Source organism: Rhodococcus sp. G6(2025) (assembly GCF_058628105.1).
The window spans coordinates 7,484,142-7,500,631 of record NZ_CP179750.1; the positions used below are offsets into that span (position 1 = coordinate 7,484,142).

15 protein-coding genes are annotated in these 16,490 nt (G+C 68.6%); 11 read left to right on the forward strand and 4 right to left on the reverse strand.

Annotated features, from left to right (window positions below):
• Nucleotides 1-43: 43 nt before the first annotated feature.
• Entirely contained in the window at nt 44-2,185 is a 2,142-nt protein-coding gene (locus ACLIVD_RS34675) for an MMPL family transporter (protein WP_491931527.1), read from the reverse strand.
• A gap of 99 nt (nt 2,186-2,284) precedes the next feature.
• On the opposite strand from ACLIVD_RS34675, the gene ACLIVD_RS34680 reads away from it, so the two are divergent.
• Nucleotides 2,285-2,719, forward strand: coding sequence for a MarR family winged helix-turn-helix transcriptional regulator (locus tag ACLIVD_RS34680; protein WP_283351095.1), 435 nt, complete (start codon nt 2,285-2,287; stop codon nt 2,717-2,719).
• A 9-nt stretch (nt 2,720-2,728) separates the two neighbouring features.
• Here ACLIVD_RS34680 and ACLIVD_RS34685 read toward each other — a convergent pair whose 3' ends face one another.
• A complete protein-coding gene (locus ACLIVD_RS34685; protein ID WP_491931528.1) occupies nt 2,729-3,532 on the reverse strand; it encodes a hypothetical protein in 804 nt (267 codons plus the stop codon).
• A gap of 96 nt (nt 3,533-3,628) precedes the next feature.
• On the reverse strand, nt 3,629-4,171 hold the full coding sequence (locus tag ACLIVD_RS34690) for a lipoprotein LpqH (protein ID WP_491931530.1): 543 nt from the start codon (nt 4,169-4,171) through the stop codon (nt 3,629-3,631).
• A gap of 208 nt (nt 4,172-4,379) precedes the next feature.
• Here ACLIVD_RS34690 and ACLIVD_RS34695 point away from each other — a divergent pair, with 208 nt between their 5' ends.
• The 7 genes from ACLIVD_RS34695 to ACLIVD_RS34725 all read left to right on the forward strand — a co-directional run bounded on the left by ACLIVD_RS34695 (nt 4,380) and on the right by ACLIVD_RS34725 (nt 12,689).
• On the forward strand, nt 4,380-5,705 hold the full coding sequence (locus tag ACLIVD_RS34695) for a hypothetical protein (RefSeq protein ID WP_491932958.1): 1,326 nt from the start codon (nt 4,380-4,382) through the stop codon (nt 5,703-5,705).
• The gene (locus tag ACLIVD_RS34700) at nt 5,702-6,733 is read left to right on the forward strand and encodes a hypothetical protein (protein ID WP_317569435.1); all 1,032 of its coding nucleotides are present in this window, start codon (nt 5,702-5,704) and stop codon (nt 6,731-6,733) included. The genes ACLIVD_RS34695 and ACLIVD_RS34700 overlap by 4 nt, the downstream gene beginning before the upstream one ends.
• Nucleotides 6,734-6,746: 13 nt before the next feature.
• On the forward strand, nt 6,747-8,246 hold the full coding sequence (locus tag ACLIVD_RS34705; protein WP_491931531.1) for a tetratricopeptide repeat protein: 1,500 nt from the start codon (nt 6,747-6,749) through the stop codon (nt 8,244-8,246).
• A 214-nt stretch (nt 8,247-8,460) separates the two neighbouring features.
• Entirely contained in the window at nt 8,461-9,024 is a 564-nt protein-coding gene (gene ahpC / locus ACLIVD_RS34710; RefSeq protein ID WP_105420263.1) for an alkyl hydroperoxide reductase subunit C, read from the forward strand.
• Between the two features lie 175 nt (nt 9,025-9,199).
• Nucleotides 9,200-10,792: an alkyl hydroperoxide reductase subunit F gene (gene ahpF, locus ACLIVD_RS34715; RefSeq protein WP_491931532.1), complete on the forward strand. Its 1,593-nt coding sequence runs from the start codon at nt 9,200-9,202 to the stop codon at nt 10,790-10,792.
• Nucleotides 10,793-10,910: 118 nt separating this feature from the next.
• Nucleotides 10,911-12,185 carry a CHAT domain-containing protein gene (locus ACLIVD_RS34720; protein ID WP_491931533.1) on the forward strand — a complete coding sequence of 425 codons (1,275 nt, stop codon included), beginning with the start codon at nt 10,911-10,913 and terminating at the stop codon, nt 12,183-12,185.
• Nucleotides 12,186-12,275: 90 nt separating this feature from the next.
• Nucleotides 12,276-12,689 (forward strand): VOC family protein, encoded by a 414-nt coding sequence (locus tag ACLIVD_RS34725; RefSeq protein WP_073360863.1) that lies wholly within the window; start codon nt 12,276-12,278, stop codon nt 12,687-12,689.
• Here the strand turns inward: ACLIVD_RS34725 and ACLIVD_RS34730 are convergent.
• Nucleotides 12,654-13,865 (reverse strand): FAD-dependent monooxygenase, encoded by a 1,212-nt coding sequence (locus ACLIVD_RS34730; protein WP_491931534.1) that lies wholly within the window; start codon nt 13,863-13,865, stop codon nt 12,654-12,656. The genes ACLIVD_RS34725 and ACLIVD_RS34730 overlap by 36 nt on opposite strands.
• Nucleotides 13,866-13,956: 91 nt before the next feature.
• On the opposite strand from ACLIVD_RS34730, the gene ACLIVD_RS34735 reads away from it, so the two are divergent.
• The 3 genes from ACLIVD_RS34735 to ACLIVD_RS34745 all read left to right on the forward strand — a co-directional run bounded on the left by ACLIVD_RS34735 (nt 13,957) and on the right by ACLIVD_RS34745 (nt 16,310).
• A complete protein-coding gene (locus ACLIVD_RS34735; RefSeq protein WP_491931535.1) occupies nt 13,957-14,673 on the forward strand; it encodes a TetR/AcrR family transcriptional regulator in 717 nt (238 codons plus the stop codon).
• A 74-nt stretch (nt 14,674-14,747) separates the two neighbouring features.
• Complete coding sequence (locus ACLIVD_RS34740) at nt 14,748-15,044, forward strand: putative quinol monooxygenase (RefSeq protein ID WP_491931536.1); 297 nt, start codon at nt 14,748-14,750, stop codon at nt 15,042-15,044.
• Nucleotides 15,045-15,128: 84 nt separating this feature from the next.
• A complete protein-coding gene (locus ACLIVD_RS34745) occupies nt 15,129-16,310 on the forward strand; it encodes a zinc-dependent alcohol dehydrogenase (RefSeq protein WP_280779543.1) in 1,182 nt (393 codons plus the stop codon).
• Nucleotides 16,311-16,490 lie beyond the last annotated feature (180 nt).

Here is a 16,490-nt window from a genome sequence, read left to right on the forward strand (position 1 = left end):
GCGAACAGGCAGGCATCACGCTTGCGACATTCGCCGAGCGCGCTCACGTACGACTCGAATCCAATTCCGGCTCCGCAGAGACGTTCTCGTCGGGCTCCGGTGCCGAGGCGAGCTTGCTCGGCCACCAGATCTTCTGCCCGATGTCGACGGTGAGGGCGGGCACCAGGAGTGACCGCACGAGGAGTGCGTCGAGGAGCACGCCGAACGCCACGATGAAGGCGATCTGTGCGAGGAAGATCAGCGGGATGACGGCGAGTGCCGAGAAGGTCGCCGCCAGAACCACTCCCGCCGACGTGATCACTCCGCCGGTGACGGTCAGGCCGCGCAACGCGCCGCGCCGGGTTCCGATGCGCCGGGCCTCTTCCCGGACCCGGGTCATGAGGAAGATGTTGTAATCGATTCCGAGGGCGACGAGGAACACGAACGCGAACAGCGGGACGACGGGATCGGCACCCGGGAACCCGAAGATGTGCTCGAAGACCAACGACGAGATGCCCAGCGTCGCAGCGAAGGACAGGACGACCGTTCCCATCAGTAGCAGCGGCGCGAGTAGCGAACGCAGCAGCAGGCACAGGATCGCGAACACCACGAGGATCACGACGGGGATGATCAGGGTGCGGTCACGCGTCGACGTGGTCTTGGTGTCGAGGTCCGTGGCGGTGGTGCCGCCGACCAGGGCGTCGGCGCCGTCGATCGGGTGGACGGCGTCACGCAGGCGGATGATGGTGTCCTCGGCCGCGAGGGAATCGGCCGGATCGGTCAGGGTGGCTTCGATCGCCACCCGGCCGTCCACCACCAGTGGGTCCTGCGTGCCGGGGGTCGACAGAACGGTGATGTCGCCGACCCCGTCGATCCGGGCAGCGTCGGCTACCGCATCGCGGGAGCCCTCGTTCGCGATGATCACCGCCGGTGAACCGGAGCCGGCGTCGAAGTGATCGCCGAGAATCTGCTGGCCCGCAACGGAATCGACTTCGAGCAGGAACGTCTCCGACTCCGCGACACCACTCGCCTCGAACTGGGGCATCAGGAGCGCGAAGAGCACCAGCACCAGGCTCGACGCCACCCAGAAACGGCGCGGGTGCGCACCGATCCGTGCCGCGAGCGCGGCCCAGAACTTGTGGTCGGCGGCCTCGTCCTTCTCGGCGTGCCGCGCGTCGAACGCGGGCCTGCTCGGCCAGTACGCCGTCCGGCCGAGGAGCACGAGCACCGCGGGGAGGTACGTCATGGACGCGACGAAGGACGCCGCGATACCGATGGCCGCCACCGGCCCGAGTCCGCGGTTGGAGTTGAGATCGGACAGCAGCAGGCAGAGCACGCCGGCGATGACGGTGCCCGCGGAGGCGGCGACGGGTTCGAGCGTCGCCCGCCACGCGGTCCGCACGGCACGGTACTTGTCCTGCTCGATCCGCAGTTCCTCGCGGTAGCGGGACACGAGCAGCAGTGCGTAGTCGGTCGCGGCACCGAATACCAGGATGAACAGGATTCCCTGGCTCTGACCGTTCAGCGCGATCACACCGGCGTCGGCGAGCAGGTACACGAGGAGACTCGACAGTCCCAGCGCGAAGACGGCGGAGGTGATCACCGCGAACGGGAGGATCGGGCTGCGGTAGACGACGATGAGGATGAGGATCACGACGACACCCGCCACCAGGAGCAGCAGTCCGTCGATCCCGGCGAACGCCGCGGACAGATCCGCTACCTGTCCGGCGGGCCCGGTGACGAGGACGGTGAGACCGTCCGGTGCGGCGCCGAGCGCGTCCCGGAGTTCCGTGACACTGTCGCCGACCTCGCCGGCGCTGTCGACGGGCACGAACATCTGCAGCGCCCGGCCGTCGGCAGACGGGATCGGCGGCGACACCTCGTCACCGAATCCCTCCGAACCGGCGAAGGAGTTCGCCGTGCGGGCGAGGAACTCGGTGTCGGACGCGGTGATCCCCGAAGTCCGTTCGGCGACGACGATCGCGGGCACGAACTGCGTGTCGGTGAAGTCCTTCTGCAGCGCGGACACCTCGGTGGCCTCGGCGGACGCGGGCAGAAACGACGTGCTGTCGTTCTGCTGGACCGAGGAGAGTTTGCCGGCGAACGGACCACCGAAACCGCCGACAGCGAGCCAGACGATCACCAGCAGGGCTGGCAGAATCCACCGCAGGCGACGAACCGGGCGTGGGCGGGCAGTTGTGGTCACGTGCTCTCCAATGCTGGACGGTTCGACGACCGGATGTCCGGATTGCGATGTTCCTATTTTGTTCAGCCTGCTGAGCAAATTGCAAATGGAGGCGAAGAAATGACGAGCGACGGCATGGACGAGTGGCCCACCGGACGGCTGTTGTCCACGGCTGCGCGGCTGGTCGAGCACTCGTGGGAGGACATCCTCCGGTCACAGAACATGACTCACGCCGGCCTCATCTGCCTGCACACGATCGCCGACCGGCCGGCCTCGCAACGGGACATCGCGAAGGCCTCGCGGGTGACGGACCAGACCATCAGCCGCACCATCGACCGCCTCGAACGAGCCGGGTACGTCACCCGGGAAACCGACCCGCTCGACGAGCGGCGCAAGCGGGTCGCGATCACCGAGCCGGGTCGCGCGATCTACCGCCGCCTGCTGACCCTGGAGAAGGAGGATGCGGCCCTCACCGCCGCCGTCGGCGACGTGGGGCCGCTGCGCGAACAACTCCTCCTCCTCGTCCGGTCGCTGGGACTTCCGCCCCGGGACTGATCGTCGTCGTCACACGTTCGCAGGCAGGGCGATGACGACCTCCCGCTCGTTCCCCGGCAGATAATGGACCGTCACCACCCGGCCGACCTGAACGTGCCCGACGCTGCGCGGCGGCAGGAACTTCTCGACACGGGTGGTGAACGTCGTGCCGTCGGGCCGGGTGACCGCCAGCCCGAGTTCGACCTTCGACTTCCCGTTGCGGATCTCGCCGGGCACACTGAGCGACTGCACCACCGCCTGCGCGGGAATGCCGCGAGCCGCGATGTCGAGCTTGCCCGGGGTGGTGAGCCCCTGACGAATCATGGATCGGTTCAACGCGTCCTGCGCCGTCGACGTGTCGCCCGAGCGGTCGATCTCGACCTTGTCGGTGCGGCCCGGCAGGTATCGGACGGGGAGAACGACACCCGGGCGGAAAAGAGCCAACTCGGTGAGCGGCACGATCATCCTGGCGTGCGATTCGAAGGTCTCGCCGTCGGCGCCCTCGACGCCGAGGTCGATCCGGACTTCCGGTTGATCGTTCAGCGTCATGCCGGTCTGGCGCACCGACCGCACCGTCCCGATCCCGACGGCGCCCTGCCGGAACGCGGCACTGTTGCGCCCGGTGAATGCCGCCAGCACGCTGTCGCCGGTGAGGGCGAAACAGACCACGACCACGCTGACCGCGACGATCGGCCAGATCATCTGCGGGCCGACCCACGACAGGGCGTCGATTCCGTAGTTCGACCGTCCCCGATCGCCGAGGCCGTACCACAGGTAGTAGCCGACCGACCCGACGAGAAACACCAGGGCGGCGGTACGCACGATCTTCTTCACGATGAGTCCTCTCCGTGCCTGAACTGGGGGGAAGAACGGGTGGGACGCGCGCGAACTCGACTGCCGCGACTCCGCGCGCGTCCCGGGTGAGCCGGCTCAGCCGCCCACGACGGTCGAGCATGCGAACGTGATGTCGAACTTCGACGAACTCGGCGCGGTCGGGTTGCTCATGTCGGGCGCGCCGACGCCTTCGCCGCTGATCGTGAAGGTGTCGCCGTCCTTCACGACGGTCGCGGAGCCGCCGGGCATTCCCTGGCCGAAGCCGAGGGCGTACGGGAGGCCGTTCGACCCGCCCTTGCTGCCCGCGATTCCGACGGCCTGCACGGTGTCCGCGCCGGTGATGGTCGCGGAGACCGCCAGGTCGCCGTACGTCGCATTGGCGGTGTCTGCCAGCGCCAACGCGAGGGTGTCGCCCTGCTTGGCGCAGGTGGCGTCGAAGTCGGCTTCCAGTGCCTTTCCGTCGACCGCGGCCGAAGACGCGCCTGCCGGGTTCGCGGCGGCCGGGGACTGTTCGGAGCTTCCGCCGCCGGAGCTGCTGTCACCGGTGTCGCTGCAGCCCGAGACGAGCAGGGCGACAGCGGCCGCTGCCACGATGCCGGTGGTGTAGACGCGCTTCTGAGTCCGAACGATCTTGTTCATGATCCGTCCTTCACGTTTCGTGAGGGGCGCTCGGCGCCCGTCGTCGATTCCTTCGGCTCGCGGACTGGAGCCGATGTGAGAAAGGTAGGAACGTCTCGCGCCCTACCGATCCCAGATTTGTCGCCCCGTCGACCGGGCATCCCTGCGGTAGCCTGCTCGAATGCGGAAGGCATCGAGGAGCTCAGTGGCTGCTCGGCGACCGCGAGCGATGGTCCTCGACGAGGTGTGGCGCGAGCTGGACGGGGTCGAACCGCTCAGTGGGCCGGACGGCGGACCCCTGAGCCGCACCGTGAAACTGATCCTCGATCCGCTGGTCATCCGCCCGGTGCAGAACCCGCTGTGCGCCGGTCCGATCGTCACGGCCGACGGGGCGCAGTTGCTCGCCACCCGGGTGCACGCCTCCGCCGACGTGCTCCGCGCCACCGCCGCCTGGTTCACGCTGCTCAAACGGGTTCGCCGGGCGCTGCGCATCACGGACGGCAATCCCCAGGACCTGTACTTCCAACGCTGTTTCGAACTCGCGACCGGTTCGGGCACCCCCGACCCGCTCCGGAGCGAATCCGTCGCCGAGGACACGTTGCGCGACGTGCACGATGTCGCCGCAGGCCGCACCACTCAGGCGTTGAAGGCCCACGTCACCGACCCGGAACGGGCACGCGAGCTGAACGCCCTGATCGACGTCGCGTGGGGACGGCGGCCGCTGTCGGGCCCGGCCACCGGCGACCACGCCGTCGCGATCGACGCGGTCCTCGACACCTGTCCCGGCGCGCGCCTCGAGCAGGACGGTGACGACGGACGGCACGCGCTCGACAGCCTGGTCGCCGGGCACGCGGGGACCCACCACGGCATCGCGCTCTGGACGACCGAGGTCTCGGCCCACCGGCTCGGCCTGACGGCGCATCCCGTGCCCGTGCCGCCGCGACTGGGGGCGTCGGCGTCCACGTCGACCCTCGGGCTCCCGTTCGACCGGTCCGTCTACGAGCGCGTCTTCACGGTGCTCCGCGCGTCGACCGACCGTGCGGAGCTGCCACCGATCCACGAACTGGTCACCACCGAGATCGCCCGAAGTTGCTCGCCCTGGGCGCTTCTCGACGAATCCCTGCGGGTTGCGGCGACGACGGGCGCCGCGCTGGCGACCGGTCTCAGTCCGATCGGTACCGCGCCCTCTCCAGCGGGCACGGACACCACCGCCGTCCGGGTGATCAACGGCCGCTGGCAACGGGAGGCGTACGTCCTGCAGGCACGCCGCCTCACGGTGAGCGCCGACGCCGCGTCGCTGCCCGAAGCGAATCCGCTGACGGCCATCGCCGCCGAACTCCTCGAGCCGTGGCGGCCCTACCTTCGTCGCCTGTGGGTCCGCCTCCACGGCCGCGACGTGCGCGAGTTCTCGGTCCACGAACCGGACGAGCTCTGGGACCTCCTCGACGGGGTGGCGCGATCGGTGATCCTCGACCACCGCATGCGGGTCAAGCAGGCGCTCAGTGCAAATTCGCGGACGGATGCGGCGGTCGCTCCCGAATCGAGGGCGAGTTGACTCCCGGCACGGTGCGGATCGAGCGCGCGCCCGACGGGGTATGGGTCATCGCCCGCGATGACGCACCGAGTGTCCTGGACGACGCCGCAGGCATCGACGTGGCAGTGCTGGAAGTGCTGGGCGGGCACCTGTCGTGGAGTGTGCTCGCCGACCACCCGGTCCCGGTCGGGGTGCTCGACGACGTCGCGTCGGCGCAGAACTGGGTGTGGGCCGTGTTCGGCGAGGAAGTCGCGCTCGCCGTGGCCGCCGGCTCCGGGCGCGACGTCACGGTCGAGCCGGCGCGACCGCGGGTGGCCGCCGGTGCGAGGCGACTCGCGTACGCGCACTGGGCGGCGCGGTGGTGGCCGGCCTCGACGATCGACGCCATCCCCCCGCTCGACGAGGGGCTGTTGAACGGCGAGATCGCCACCCTCGTCGAGGAATGCGATCTACTCGTCGACGGAGACGATGCCGTCGTGCCGACGGGCCCGGCGCTCGCCGACCGGCCCGGCCGGGCTGACGACTACGCCCTCGCGGCCGGCGCGGCGGCCGCGACGCTGCCGAGCACGCTCGTCCTGGCGCGCGGTACCACCGGATCCGACTGGCGCCGGTACCCACCCGGGCTCGTCGACGCGTCCGAGCGTGCGGTGTCGTGGGAGGTGGTGCGCGCCGCCGGGAACACGACCGTACGGGTGAGTGTGGTTGCGGCACCGGGCCTTTCCGAACCCGTGCCGGCGCATGTGCGTCCACACGCGCTGATCGGCACCGCATCGGGCACCGCTGACGTGGCGCTTCAGCTGTCGGGGGATGCGTGGTCCGGCGAGTCGGCCGCACCACCGGGCTCGGAATCGGGGGTGTCCGTGGACGTGCACCTGCCCGGGTTCGGCGTGAACGGTCACGCCGACGACGGAGGCCCGGAGGCCCGGGAGCGCGTTCGGGCCCTGGTCCACCGGCGATTACGCCGGGCTGCGGAGACGGCACCCGACGACGGGCCGGATGCGCCCCTGCTCGCCGAGATAGCGGCGGCCGTCTCGGATTCGGACTTCTGACGTGGGAGAACAGATGGGGCGTGACCTCCTCGCGGCCGGCGCGGCCGCGTACTCCCGCGGAGACGTCGCCGAGGCACTCCGGACGTTCGAGCGGGTCGCCCGCTCGACCACCGGCGATCTGCGGACGAGCGCGATCATCAACGCGGCCAGCATGTCCGACGAGCTGGGCGATCACACGAAGGCCGTCGACCTCTACCGGGAAGCCCTCGCGGAGATGCCGGCCGACGCGATCCGGATGCGTCCCGCGGCGCTGGTCAACCTGTCGCAGGCCTTGCAGCACCTCGGCGACCTCGACGGCGCGCAGGACGCGCTCGAGCAGGCGCGGGGACTGCTCGCGGCAGCCGACGATCAGGGCGACCTGCGCGTCGCGTGCCTGCTGTCACTGACCGCGGTCGCGATGCACCGGCAGCAGTGGGCGCACGCGGCCGACATCGCCACCGAGTCCCTCGACGCGGCGGTGCGTTTCGCCCCCGCGCTGGCGGGCCACCCGCTCATGAACCTGGCCGCCATCCATTTCGAGACCGGGCGCTTCGACCTCTCCGACGACTTCGCCGGGCAGGCGCTCGAGGCGTTCGAGACCGCGGGCGACGTCAACGCGGTCGCCGAAACGCAGCAGAACCTGGGCATCATGCACGTCCGCTCGGGGCGGCCCGACGATGCGGAACCGCTGGTGCTGTCGAGCCAGACGTACTTCGAGCGCGCCGGGATCGGCCACCGGGCGGGGATCGGATCGAAGGTGCTCGCCTTTCTCGCCGAGGGTCGGGGCGACACCGAACGCGCGGCGAAGCTCTATCGCCGCAGCCTCGACTACTTCCGGACTTCCGGAGCGGTACTCGACGCCGCGGACGTTCAGACCCGCCTCGCCACCGTCGCCTTCGGCGAAGGGCGACCCGACGAGGGAGAGACACTGCTCGCCGCCGCGTTCGACACGTACCGCGCGCTGGGGCTCGGGCTGCACTGCGCGCAGGTCGACTTCTGGCACGCCGCCCTCCTCGAGTCCGCCCTCGCTGCCTCCGAAACTCCCGACAGCGCAGTGCCGGCACGAGCCACCGCGCTCGCGGTGCCCGCGGCGATCGCCATCGACGCCGTGCGGTACACACTCCCGAACGGGCGTCAGCGCGAGCAGTGGAACCGCGAGATCGCCGATCCGGCGCTGCAATTGGCGTTCCGGCTCGCGTACGCCTCGGGTGACGCGCGCCTGGTGGCCGATCTCGTCGAGGCGCAGTGCGCGGGGACGACGGTGGACGTCGGCCGGGCCGGGCACCGCACCCCGGCGCGGCTCTCCCTGCAGTTGCCGGACCTTCCCCCGGCAGGCACGACCGACACCGAGGGGTCGTTCCTGCTCGGCGCCGCACTGGCCGGAGTCGCGGCCGGCGCCGGTCTGCCGGTGCCCCTTCCCCCACGGCTCGCCCTGACGTCGGATGGGCGAATTGCGCTGGGCAACTCGATCGCGGTCGCCGAGGAACGCTACCGACGCGCGGTCCGGGACAGCCGGGTAGTGCCTGCATGGTGACCTCCCCCAGGTGTCATGGTCGTCACACCGCACGTCCGGCGACCACCTCGGGTGGTGTGGGTCGAGTGCGGCACTGACCTGCAACGCTGCCGATTCCGCGACCATTGATAGCCCCACCCAATCTATGGAATAGGTCTCATAGATTGGACCTATTCCAATCTGCTGGATAGCCTCGTCGCTGTCGGCTTCCCCGTCTCCCCGAATAGAGGTTTCAATGGCCCTGATCAACACGCAGATCAAGCCCTTCGCCGCGAACGCTTTCAAGGACGGCGCGTTCATCACCGTGTCCGCGGACGACATCAAGGACAAGTGGGCGGTCTTCTACTTCTACCCGGCCGACTTCACCTTCGTCTGCCCGACGGAACTCGGCGACCTCGCCGACCACCACGAGGAACTGCAGCGCCTCGGCGTCGAGGTCTTCTCGGTGTCCACCGACACGCACTTCACGCACAAGGCGTGGCACGGATCGTCCGACACCATCGGCAAGATCAAGTACGCCATGATCGGTGACCCGACCCAGGAGATCAGCAGGAACTTCGAGGTCCTCCGCGAGAACGAGGGATTGGCCGACCGCGGCACCTTCCTCGTCGACCCCGACGGAGTCATCCAGTTCACCGAGGTCACCGCAGAAGGCATCGGGCGCAACGCCGCCGAGCTCGTTCGCAAGGTCAAGGCCGCTCAGTACGTCCGGTCGCACCCGGGCGAGGTCTGCCCCGCCAAGTGGGAAGAGGGCGAAGAGACCCTCGCCCCGTCGCTGGATCTCGTCGGCAAGATCTGACGCAGCCAGTCGTACCGCAGGCACGGGCTCAGGTTCCCTGAGCCCGTGCGGGCGGTTCCCGGTGCTCAGCTCCCGTGGGGGCAATCGGTGTCGCACCAACACCTTCCGGACCACCTGAACCAGAATTTTCCGGTTTCCGATCCCCTTGTCCTCCCGACCGATGGAGTAGATCCTCATGCTCGAAGCCTCGCTTGCCGGCCAACTGAAGTCCCTGCTCGAAAAGCTGACCCTGCCGATCGAGCTCGTGTCCTCACTCGACGACGGACCCAAGTCGGTCGAACTCGCCGAACTGCTCACCCAGATCGCGGCGATGTCGGAGAAGATCACCTACGAACGCCGCGACGACGACACGCGACGCCCGTCGTTCGCGGTCCGCCGCAGCGGAACCGACATCGAGGTCCGCTTCGCGGGCATCCCGCTCGGCCACGAGTTCACCTCGCTCGCACTCGCTTTGCTCCAGGTCGGCGGCCACCCGTCGAAGGAGGCTCCCGAACTGCTCGAGCAGGTCCGTGACCTCGACGGCGACTTCCACTTCGAGACCTACTTCTCGCTGTCCTGCCAGAACTGCCCCGACGTGGTGCAGGCCCTGAATCTGATGTGCGTGCTCAATCCGCGCATCAGCCACGTCGCGATCGACGGCGCCCTGTTCCAGGACGAGGTCGACGGCCGCCAGATCATGGCGGTCCCGACGGTCTTCCTCAACGGCGAACTCTTCGGCTCCGGCCGGATGAGCCTGGAGGAAATCGCCGGCAAGCTCGACGTCGGTGCCGCCGACCGCGCCGCCGCCGCGATCGCGCAGAAGGATCCGTTCGACGTGCTCGTCGTCGGAGGCGGCCCGTCCGGCGCCGCGGCCGCGGTGTACGCCGCGCGCAAGGGAATTCGCACCGGCATCGCCGCCGAGCGCTTCGGCGGTCAGGTGCTCGACACCATGGCGATCGAGAACTTCATCTCCGTTCCCTACACCGAGGGACCCCAGTTCGGGTCGGCGCTCGAGAATCACGTCCGTCAGTACGGCGTCGACATCATGAACACGCAGCGGGCCGCGAAGCTCGTCCCTGCCGCCACCGAGAACGGTCTCGTCGAGATCGAACTGGAAAGCGGTGCTTCCCTTCTCGCGCGCACCGTGATCCTGTCGACGGGTGCGCGGTGGCGTTCGATGAACGTGCCCGGCGAGGACGCGTACCGGAACAAGGGTGTGACCTACTGCCCGCACTGCGACGGACCGCTGTTCAAGGGCAAGCGTGTCGCCGTGATCGGTGGCGGTAACTCCGGCGTCGAGGCCGCAATCGATCTCGCGGGACTCGTCGAGCACGTCACGCTCGTCGAGTTCGACTCGGTGCTCCGCGCCGACGAGGTGCTGCAGCGCAAGCTGCGCAGCCTCCCGAACGCCGACATCCTCCTGAGCACGCTCACGACGGAGGTCCTCGGGGACGGCAACAAGGTCACCGGCCTGACCTACCAGGACCGCACGACCGACACCTCGCACACGCTCGACATCGAGGGTGTCTTCGTCCAGATCGGCCTCCTGCCCAACACCGAGTGGCTGGCCGGGTCGGTCGAGTTGTCCGACCGCGGCGAGATCGCGATCGACGACCGCGGCCAGACGTCGGTGCCCGGCGTGTTCGCTGCCGGCGACTGCACCACCGTGCCGTACAAGCAGATCGTGATCGCCGCCGGTGCCGGAGCAACGGCAGCGCTGAGCGCATTCGATCGGCTCATCCGGACGGGTGTACCCGCCGAGGAGTCCACCGCCGCAACGATCGCGTAGTTCGGCCGAGGTCGACGAGCCGTGCCTGCATCCGTGCAGGCACGGCTTTCGGCTTTCGGATCGACCCGGGTGCCCGGTACGCACACCACCGCCCGGGTGGGTAGGGGATGCTGGGACGGTGCCGACTCACCCGTGTCACCCACCGACCGCGATCGTCCGGATGGCCGACGCCGGGGATCTGTACACGTCGTGGCGGTGGACCCACGACTCGCACCCCGGCGGTGTCGGCGTCGCACCCGCCGCGCAGGTGGATGCAGCCCTCGCCGCGCTGGCCCGGGCTCTGCCCGACCTCACCGATCCGCAGGGGCTGCACCACGCGCTGACGGCGGGCGGCTTCTCCGCCTACGAGTCGGAGCATGATCTGGCTCAGCTCCTTTCACGCACATTTCTTCCATTCGGCCTTGCGCAGCAACTGCACGAGCTGCTCACCCGCGGTGTGCGGCCGCACCTCCGGCTCCAACCGTCGCCCCGCGTCGCGCAGGTGCCGTGGGAACTGATCGCACCCGACGCCGGGCTGCGTCTCGTCGACATCGCGGATGTCAGCCTGCTGGCTCCGCTCAGCATCGTCCACTCGCCCGGCCGGCCGGTTCGAACGTGGACGCACACCCGGCAACTCCCCGTCGTCGCGGTGCTCGACCCGCGGGTGCCGGGCTTCCGTGCGGATTCGGAACTCGGCTCGGTCCTGGGGCGGATGGTCGCGGACAGTCCGCTGTCGCAGCGGGTCGCGACGTACGCCGGCGAGGGCCGGCTGCTCCCCGAGGTGGACGGACCGACGGACTGCTTCCGCCGTGAAGACGTGGACCGGGAGTGGCTCGGCGCAGCGTTGCGCGAGGGTGCGGGCCGGCTGATGTATGTCGGTCACGTCACCGCGGCGGCACCCGAATCCGGTCAGAGCGAGCACGCCGAGCTGCACCTCGCCTGCGCCGCGGACTCCGTCGGGTTCGCGGAGCCGACCCGTGCTCACCGGCCGTTGTCCGCGAAGGACCTCCTGCTGGGCACGCACACGCTCACGGCCGAGCCGATCCGCGGCGCGGAGTTGTGGCCGATCCCGAGCAGGGTGGCGCTGATCGCCTGCGAGAGCGGTGGCGACCTGCGGTTCAGCGAGGCGCTCGGGCTGGTCTCCGCGATGATCGCCGGCGGGGCGGAACTCGTCACGGCCAGCCGCTGGGCCCTGCCCACGGACCTCGCGTTCCAGCGCATCGCCGGCACCGCAGCACACGCGCGTCCGCTGCAGGACGCCATCTGCTCGATCGACGCCGCGCACGAACTGCCCGACGCGGTCGGCGCGCTCTGCGACTGGCAACGCGAGCGGGTGGCCGCCTGGCGGGACGAGCGGACGATCGAGCACTCACCGGTGTTGTGGGCGGCGTTCGCGACGGTCTCCACCCACTGATCCGCCTCGGCCGTCCGTTCCCCACATCGTGTCGGCCGGTCGTTGTACCGTCGTTGCTGTCGGTTCCGGCACGAAGAAGGAGCATGTCCCATGACCTCTCGGCTCAACCCCTACATCAGCTTCGACGGCAACGCGCGGCAGGCAATGGAGTTCTACAAGGACGTCTTCGGAGGCACCCTTGCGTTGAACACGTTCGGTGAATACGGTGCGCCGGAAGGCGAAGGCGCCGACAAGATCATGCACGCCATGCTCGAGTCGGACACCGGCTACACGCTCATGGGAGCAGACACCCCGCCCGGTATGGAACACAACCCGGGAACCAACATCGCGGTGAGCCTGAGCGGAGACGACGGCGACGAACTCCGCGGCTACTGGGCCAAACTCGCCGACGGCGGATCCGTGTCCGTGCCCCTGGAGAAGCAGATGTGGGGAGACGAATTCGGCGCCTGTACCGACAAGTTCGGCATTTCATGGATGGTCAACATCGCCGGCACACCGGGCTGATCGCAGCGCCGGGTAGTCCTGCAGATCGATGTCGGTAGCGAAGGAGTCGGTCAGCTTCATCATCAGGCCGAACAGGAACGTGGACTTGAACGTCCAGTTGCGCAGTCTGATTCGAGTAGCCGATTTCGGCGCGAGAAACGGTCCGGCACTTCCCTTGCGGGCGATCTTCGCGTACCCGAGCATCTTTTCGTTGTAGCGTCCGAACCCCACGCGGTGGTCGCCGTCGGCGTCGGCGAGCTCACCCGCCAGGACGTACGCACCCACGAGGGCGAGGCCGGTCCCGAAGCCGCCCAGCGTATTTCCGTACGCGGCATCACCGACCAGGGCCACGCGGCCGGCGGTGTAGGCATCGGCCTCGACCCTCGCGATCGAGTCGAGGTAGAAGTCGGGCGCGTCGTCCAGGCGCGCGAGTAGCCGGGGCACGCGCCACCCCGCATCGGCATACGCGGCGGTCAGCATTCGTTTCTGCTGGGCGACGTCGGCGCGGTCGTACTCGATCCGATCGGAGGCGAAGACGAACAATTCCGGAGCCTTCGGTCCGCCGACGACGGCCATCCGTCCCGGCTCGTTGTACATCAGTCCCGTCCCGCGTTCCCGGTCCGGCGAGGCGTCACTCGCCGAGCCGGTGGTCCCGACGACGGCGTAGTAGTAGCCGAGGTATCGGACGAACTCGTCCTCCGGCCCGAACCGGTGGCGGCGGACGGCCGAGTGGATGCCGTCGGCGCCGAACACCAGGTCGAACCGGCGTGCGTCCGACTTCTCGAACGTGACCTCGACACCCGAGTCCGTGTCGACCAGTGCGGTGACGGAATCGCCGAAGAGGTACTCGCACGAATCCGCGGTGCGCCGGTAGAGGATCTCGGTGAGGTCGCCCCGCGCGATCTCGATGTCGCCGCCGACGAATTCCCCGGGGATGGTCGCCAGGTGCCTGTCGCGTTCGTCGACGATCAGGAGGTCGGTTTTACCGGTCTGCCGACGGAGTACGTCGTCGAGGATTCCCATCCTCTCCAACACTTTTCGGTGAACCTCCCCCTTGAAGTCGACGGCCTGGCCGCCGAGCCGAAGGTCGGGTGCCCGCTCGACGACGGTGACGGTGTATCCGCAGCGGCTGAGCCAGAATGCCAGTGCCGGACCGGCGATGCTTGCACCCGAGATCAGGACGGTTCTGTTCGGCATGGGAGCCTCCGCGGAGTAATTGTGTCTGACGGACACAAATCAGTATATGGTAGACACTATTCCGGATCAAGAGTCGTCCGGAGGAGCGCAGATGGTCACCCAGCCCCGTACCGCCGAGCTGCTGTGGGGATCGCCGGAGAGACCGAAGCGGGGACCGAAACCTGCGCTGAGCCTCGAGCAGATCGTCGCCAACGCGATCTCGATGGCGGATGCCGAGGGCCTCGCCACACTGTCGATGCAACGCCTCGCGGAGGACCTCGGGTTCACCAAGATGTCCCTCTACCGCTACACCCCCGGCAAGGCGGAGTTGACCGCCCTCATGCTCGATGCCGCTCTCGGACCCGCGCCCGACCTGTCCGAGATCGACGGCGGCTGGCGCGCTGTGCTCCACGAGTGGGCTCTCCGGATGTGGGCGGGCCTGCGGCGGCATCCGTGGGTGGTGGACGTGGCGGTCGGTCCGCGAGTGATGGGCCCGAACGAACTGGACTGGCTCGAAACCGGCCTCGACGCACTGCGCGACACGGGACTCACCGGCGGGGAACGCCTCGACGCGGTGGCCCTGATCACCGGTCACGTGCGCAGCCTCGCTCAGCAGACGACGGCACCCGGCGCCGAAACCGACACACCCGAGAAGTCCCTGAACGCGATCATGACGGGAATCCTCGCCGACCACGCCGACCGCTACCCCCAGGTGACGGCCGCGTTCACGTCGGCCAGTGCCACCTCCGGGCAGGACGACGCGCTGGAATTCGGCCTGGCCCGCATCTTCGACGGGCTCGCCGCCCTCGTCGCGGCCCGCGCCGGATGACACCCATTCCGCTTGCGGCTCGGCACTCCTAACGTCATGGGTAGACCACGTCGGAACGACATCGAGGAGACATCATGACGATCGACCGAGGACTACTGGCACTGCTCGAGGCCAAGCCGGGCAAGGGCGAAGAACTCGCCGCGTTCCTGGAGCAGGGGCGCGCCCTGGCGGCGGAAGAACAGGGCACCGTCACCTGGTACGCGTTCAAGGTCAGCGACACGACGTACGGCATCTTCGACACGTTCGAGAACGAGGAAGGCCGGCAGGCGCACCTGACCGGAGCCATCCCCCAGGCACTGGGCGAGGTCGGCCCCGAACTGCTCGCCACCGACCCCGATATTCGTCCCGTCGACGTCATCGCCGTCAAGTAGGCACACCCCCTCGAGCACGGTTTACCTCCATCTCCCGTCGGGCACCCGACTACGGACATCGACCGACGAGAGGTGTGGTTCCCAGTGCGAGCAGTCACGTGGCAAGGCAAACGAAAGGTCAGCGTCGACACCGTCGCCGATCCGAAGATCGAACACCCGACCGACGCCATCATCAAGGTCACGACAACGAACATCTGCGGTTCCGATCTGCACCTGTACGAAACTCTCGGCCCGTTCATGGGAGAAGGGGACATCCTCGGCCACGAACCGATGGGGATCGTCGAGGAGGTCGGCTCGGCGGCGGGCGACCTGAAGGTCGGCGACCGCGTCGTGATCCCGTTCCAGATCTCGTGCGGCGACTGCTTCATGTGCAACTTGCAGCTGTACACGCAGTGTGAGACGACGCAGGTTCGCGAGCAGGGCATGGGAGCGGCATTGTTCGGTTTCTCCAAGCTCTACGGCGAGGTGCCGGGAGGACAAGCCGAGTACCTGCGCGTCCCCCAAGCCCAGTTCACCCACATGAAAGTCCCCGAGGGCCCACCGGATTCCCGATTCGTCTACCTGTCCGATGTGCTGCCGACGGCGTGGCAGTCGGTCGAGTACGCCGCGATCCCCGAGGGCGGGTCGGTCACCGTTCTCGGCCTCGGCCCGATCGGAGACATGGCGGCGCGCATCGCCCACCACAAGGGTGCACGGGTCATCGCGGTCGACAACGTCCCCGAACGTCTCGCTCGCGCGAAGTCCCGGGGCATCGAAACCCTGGACCTGGACCAGCACGGCGGCGATCTCGCCGACGTCATCCGCGACGCGACCGACGGTCGCGGCACCGACTCGGTGATCGACGCGGTCGGCATGGAGGCGCACGGTTCACCGATCGGCAAGCTCGCCCAGCAGATCGTCGGGTACCTGCCCGATGCGGTGGCGGCGCCGCTCATGCAGAAGGCCGGTGTCGACCGACTCGGCGCGCTGTATTCGGCGATCGACATCGTCCGCCGCGGGGGAACCATTTCCATCATCGGCGTCTACGGCGGCATGGCCGACCCGATTCCCATGCTCACGTTGTTCGACAAGCAGATTCAGCTGCGCATGGGCCAGGCCAACATCAAGAAGTGGGTGGACGACATCATGCCGCTCCTCGGCGACGACGACCCACTCGGCGTCGACACCTTCGCCACCCACGAACTCCCCCTCGAACAGGCACCCCACGCCTACGAGATCTTCCAGAAGAAGCAGGACGGTGCGGTGAAGATCCAGCTCAAACCCTGAACGACGCAGACGCAAGCGGCGGTGGCCGGGATCCCGTGACGGGTGGCCCGGTCACCGCCGCCGTTTTGCGCAAACCGGATAGGCCGTCGCCCGAGCATCCCCCTGACCAGCACGGATACGGCGAAGTCCGCGTCCCACCTCTCGGCGTGTAGCGGATTGCCCAGCGCAGTGACGCCCCTC

Bases quoted from the DNA above. Each gene is read 5' to 3' on its own strand.
- ACLIVD_RS34680 (WP_283351095.1), top strand. From the start codon at position 2,285: ATGACGAGCGACGGCATGGACGAGTGGCCCACCGGACGGCTGTTGTCC.
- ACLIVD_RS34690 (WP_491931530.1), bottom strand. From the start codon at position 4,171: ATGAACAAGATCGTTCGGACTCAGAAGCGCGTCTACACCACCGGCATC.
- ACLIVD_RS34695 (WP_491932958.1), top strand. From the start codon at position 4,380: ATGGTCCTCGACGAGGTGTGGCGCGAGCTGGACGGGGTCGAACCGCTC.
- ACLIVD_RS34705 (WP_491931531.1), top strand. From the start codon at position 6,747: ATGGGGCGTGACCTCCTCGCGGCCGGCGCGGCCGCGTACTCCCGCGGA.
- ahpC (WP_105420263.1), top strand. From the start codon at position 8,461: ATGGCCCTGATCAACACGCAGATCAAGCCCTTCGCCGCGAACGCTTTC.
- ahpF (WP_491931532.1), top strand. From the start codon at position 9,200: ATGCTCGAAGCCTCGCTTGCCGGCCAACTGAAGTCCCTGCTCGAAAAG.
- ACLIVD_RS34725 (WP_073360863.1), top strand. From the start codon at position 12,276: ATGACCTCTCGGCTCAACCCCTACATCAGCTTCGACGGCAACGCGCGG.
- ACLIVD_RS34730 (WP_491931534.1), bottom strand. From the start codon at position 13,865: ATGCCGAACAGAACCGTCCTGATCTCGGGTGCAAGCATCGCCGGTCCG.
- ACLIVD_RS34735 (WP_491931535.1), top strand. From the start codon at position 13,957: ATGGTCACCCAGCCCCGTACCGCCGAGCTGCTGTGGGGATCGCCGGAG.
- ACLIVD_RS34740 (WP_491931536.1), top strand. From the start codon at position 14,748: ATGACGATCGACCGAGGACTACTGGCACTGCTCGAGGCCAAGCCGGGC.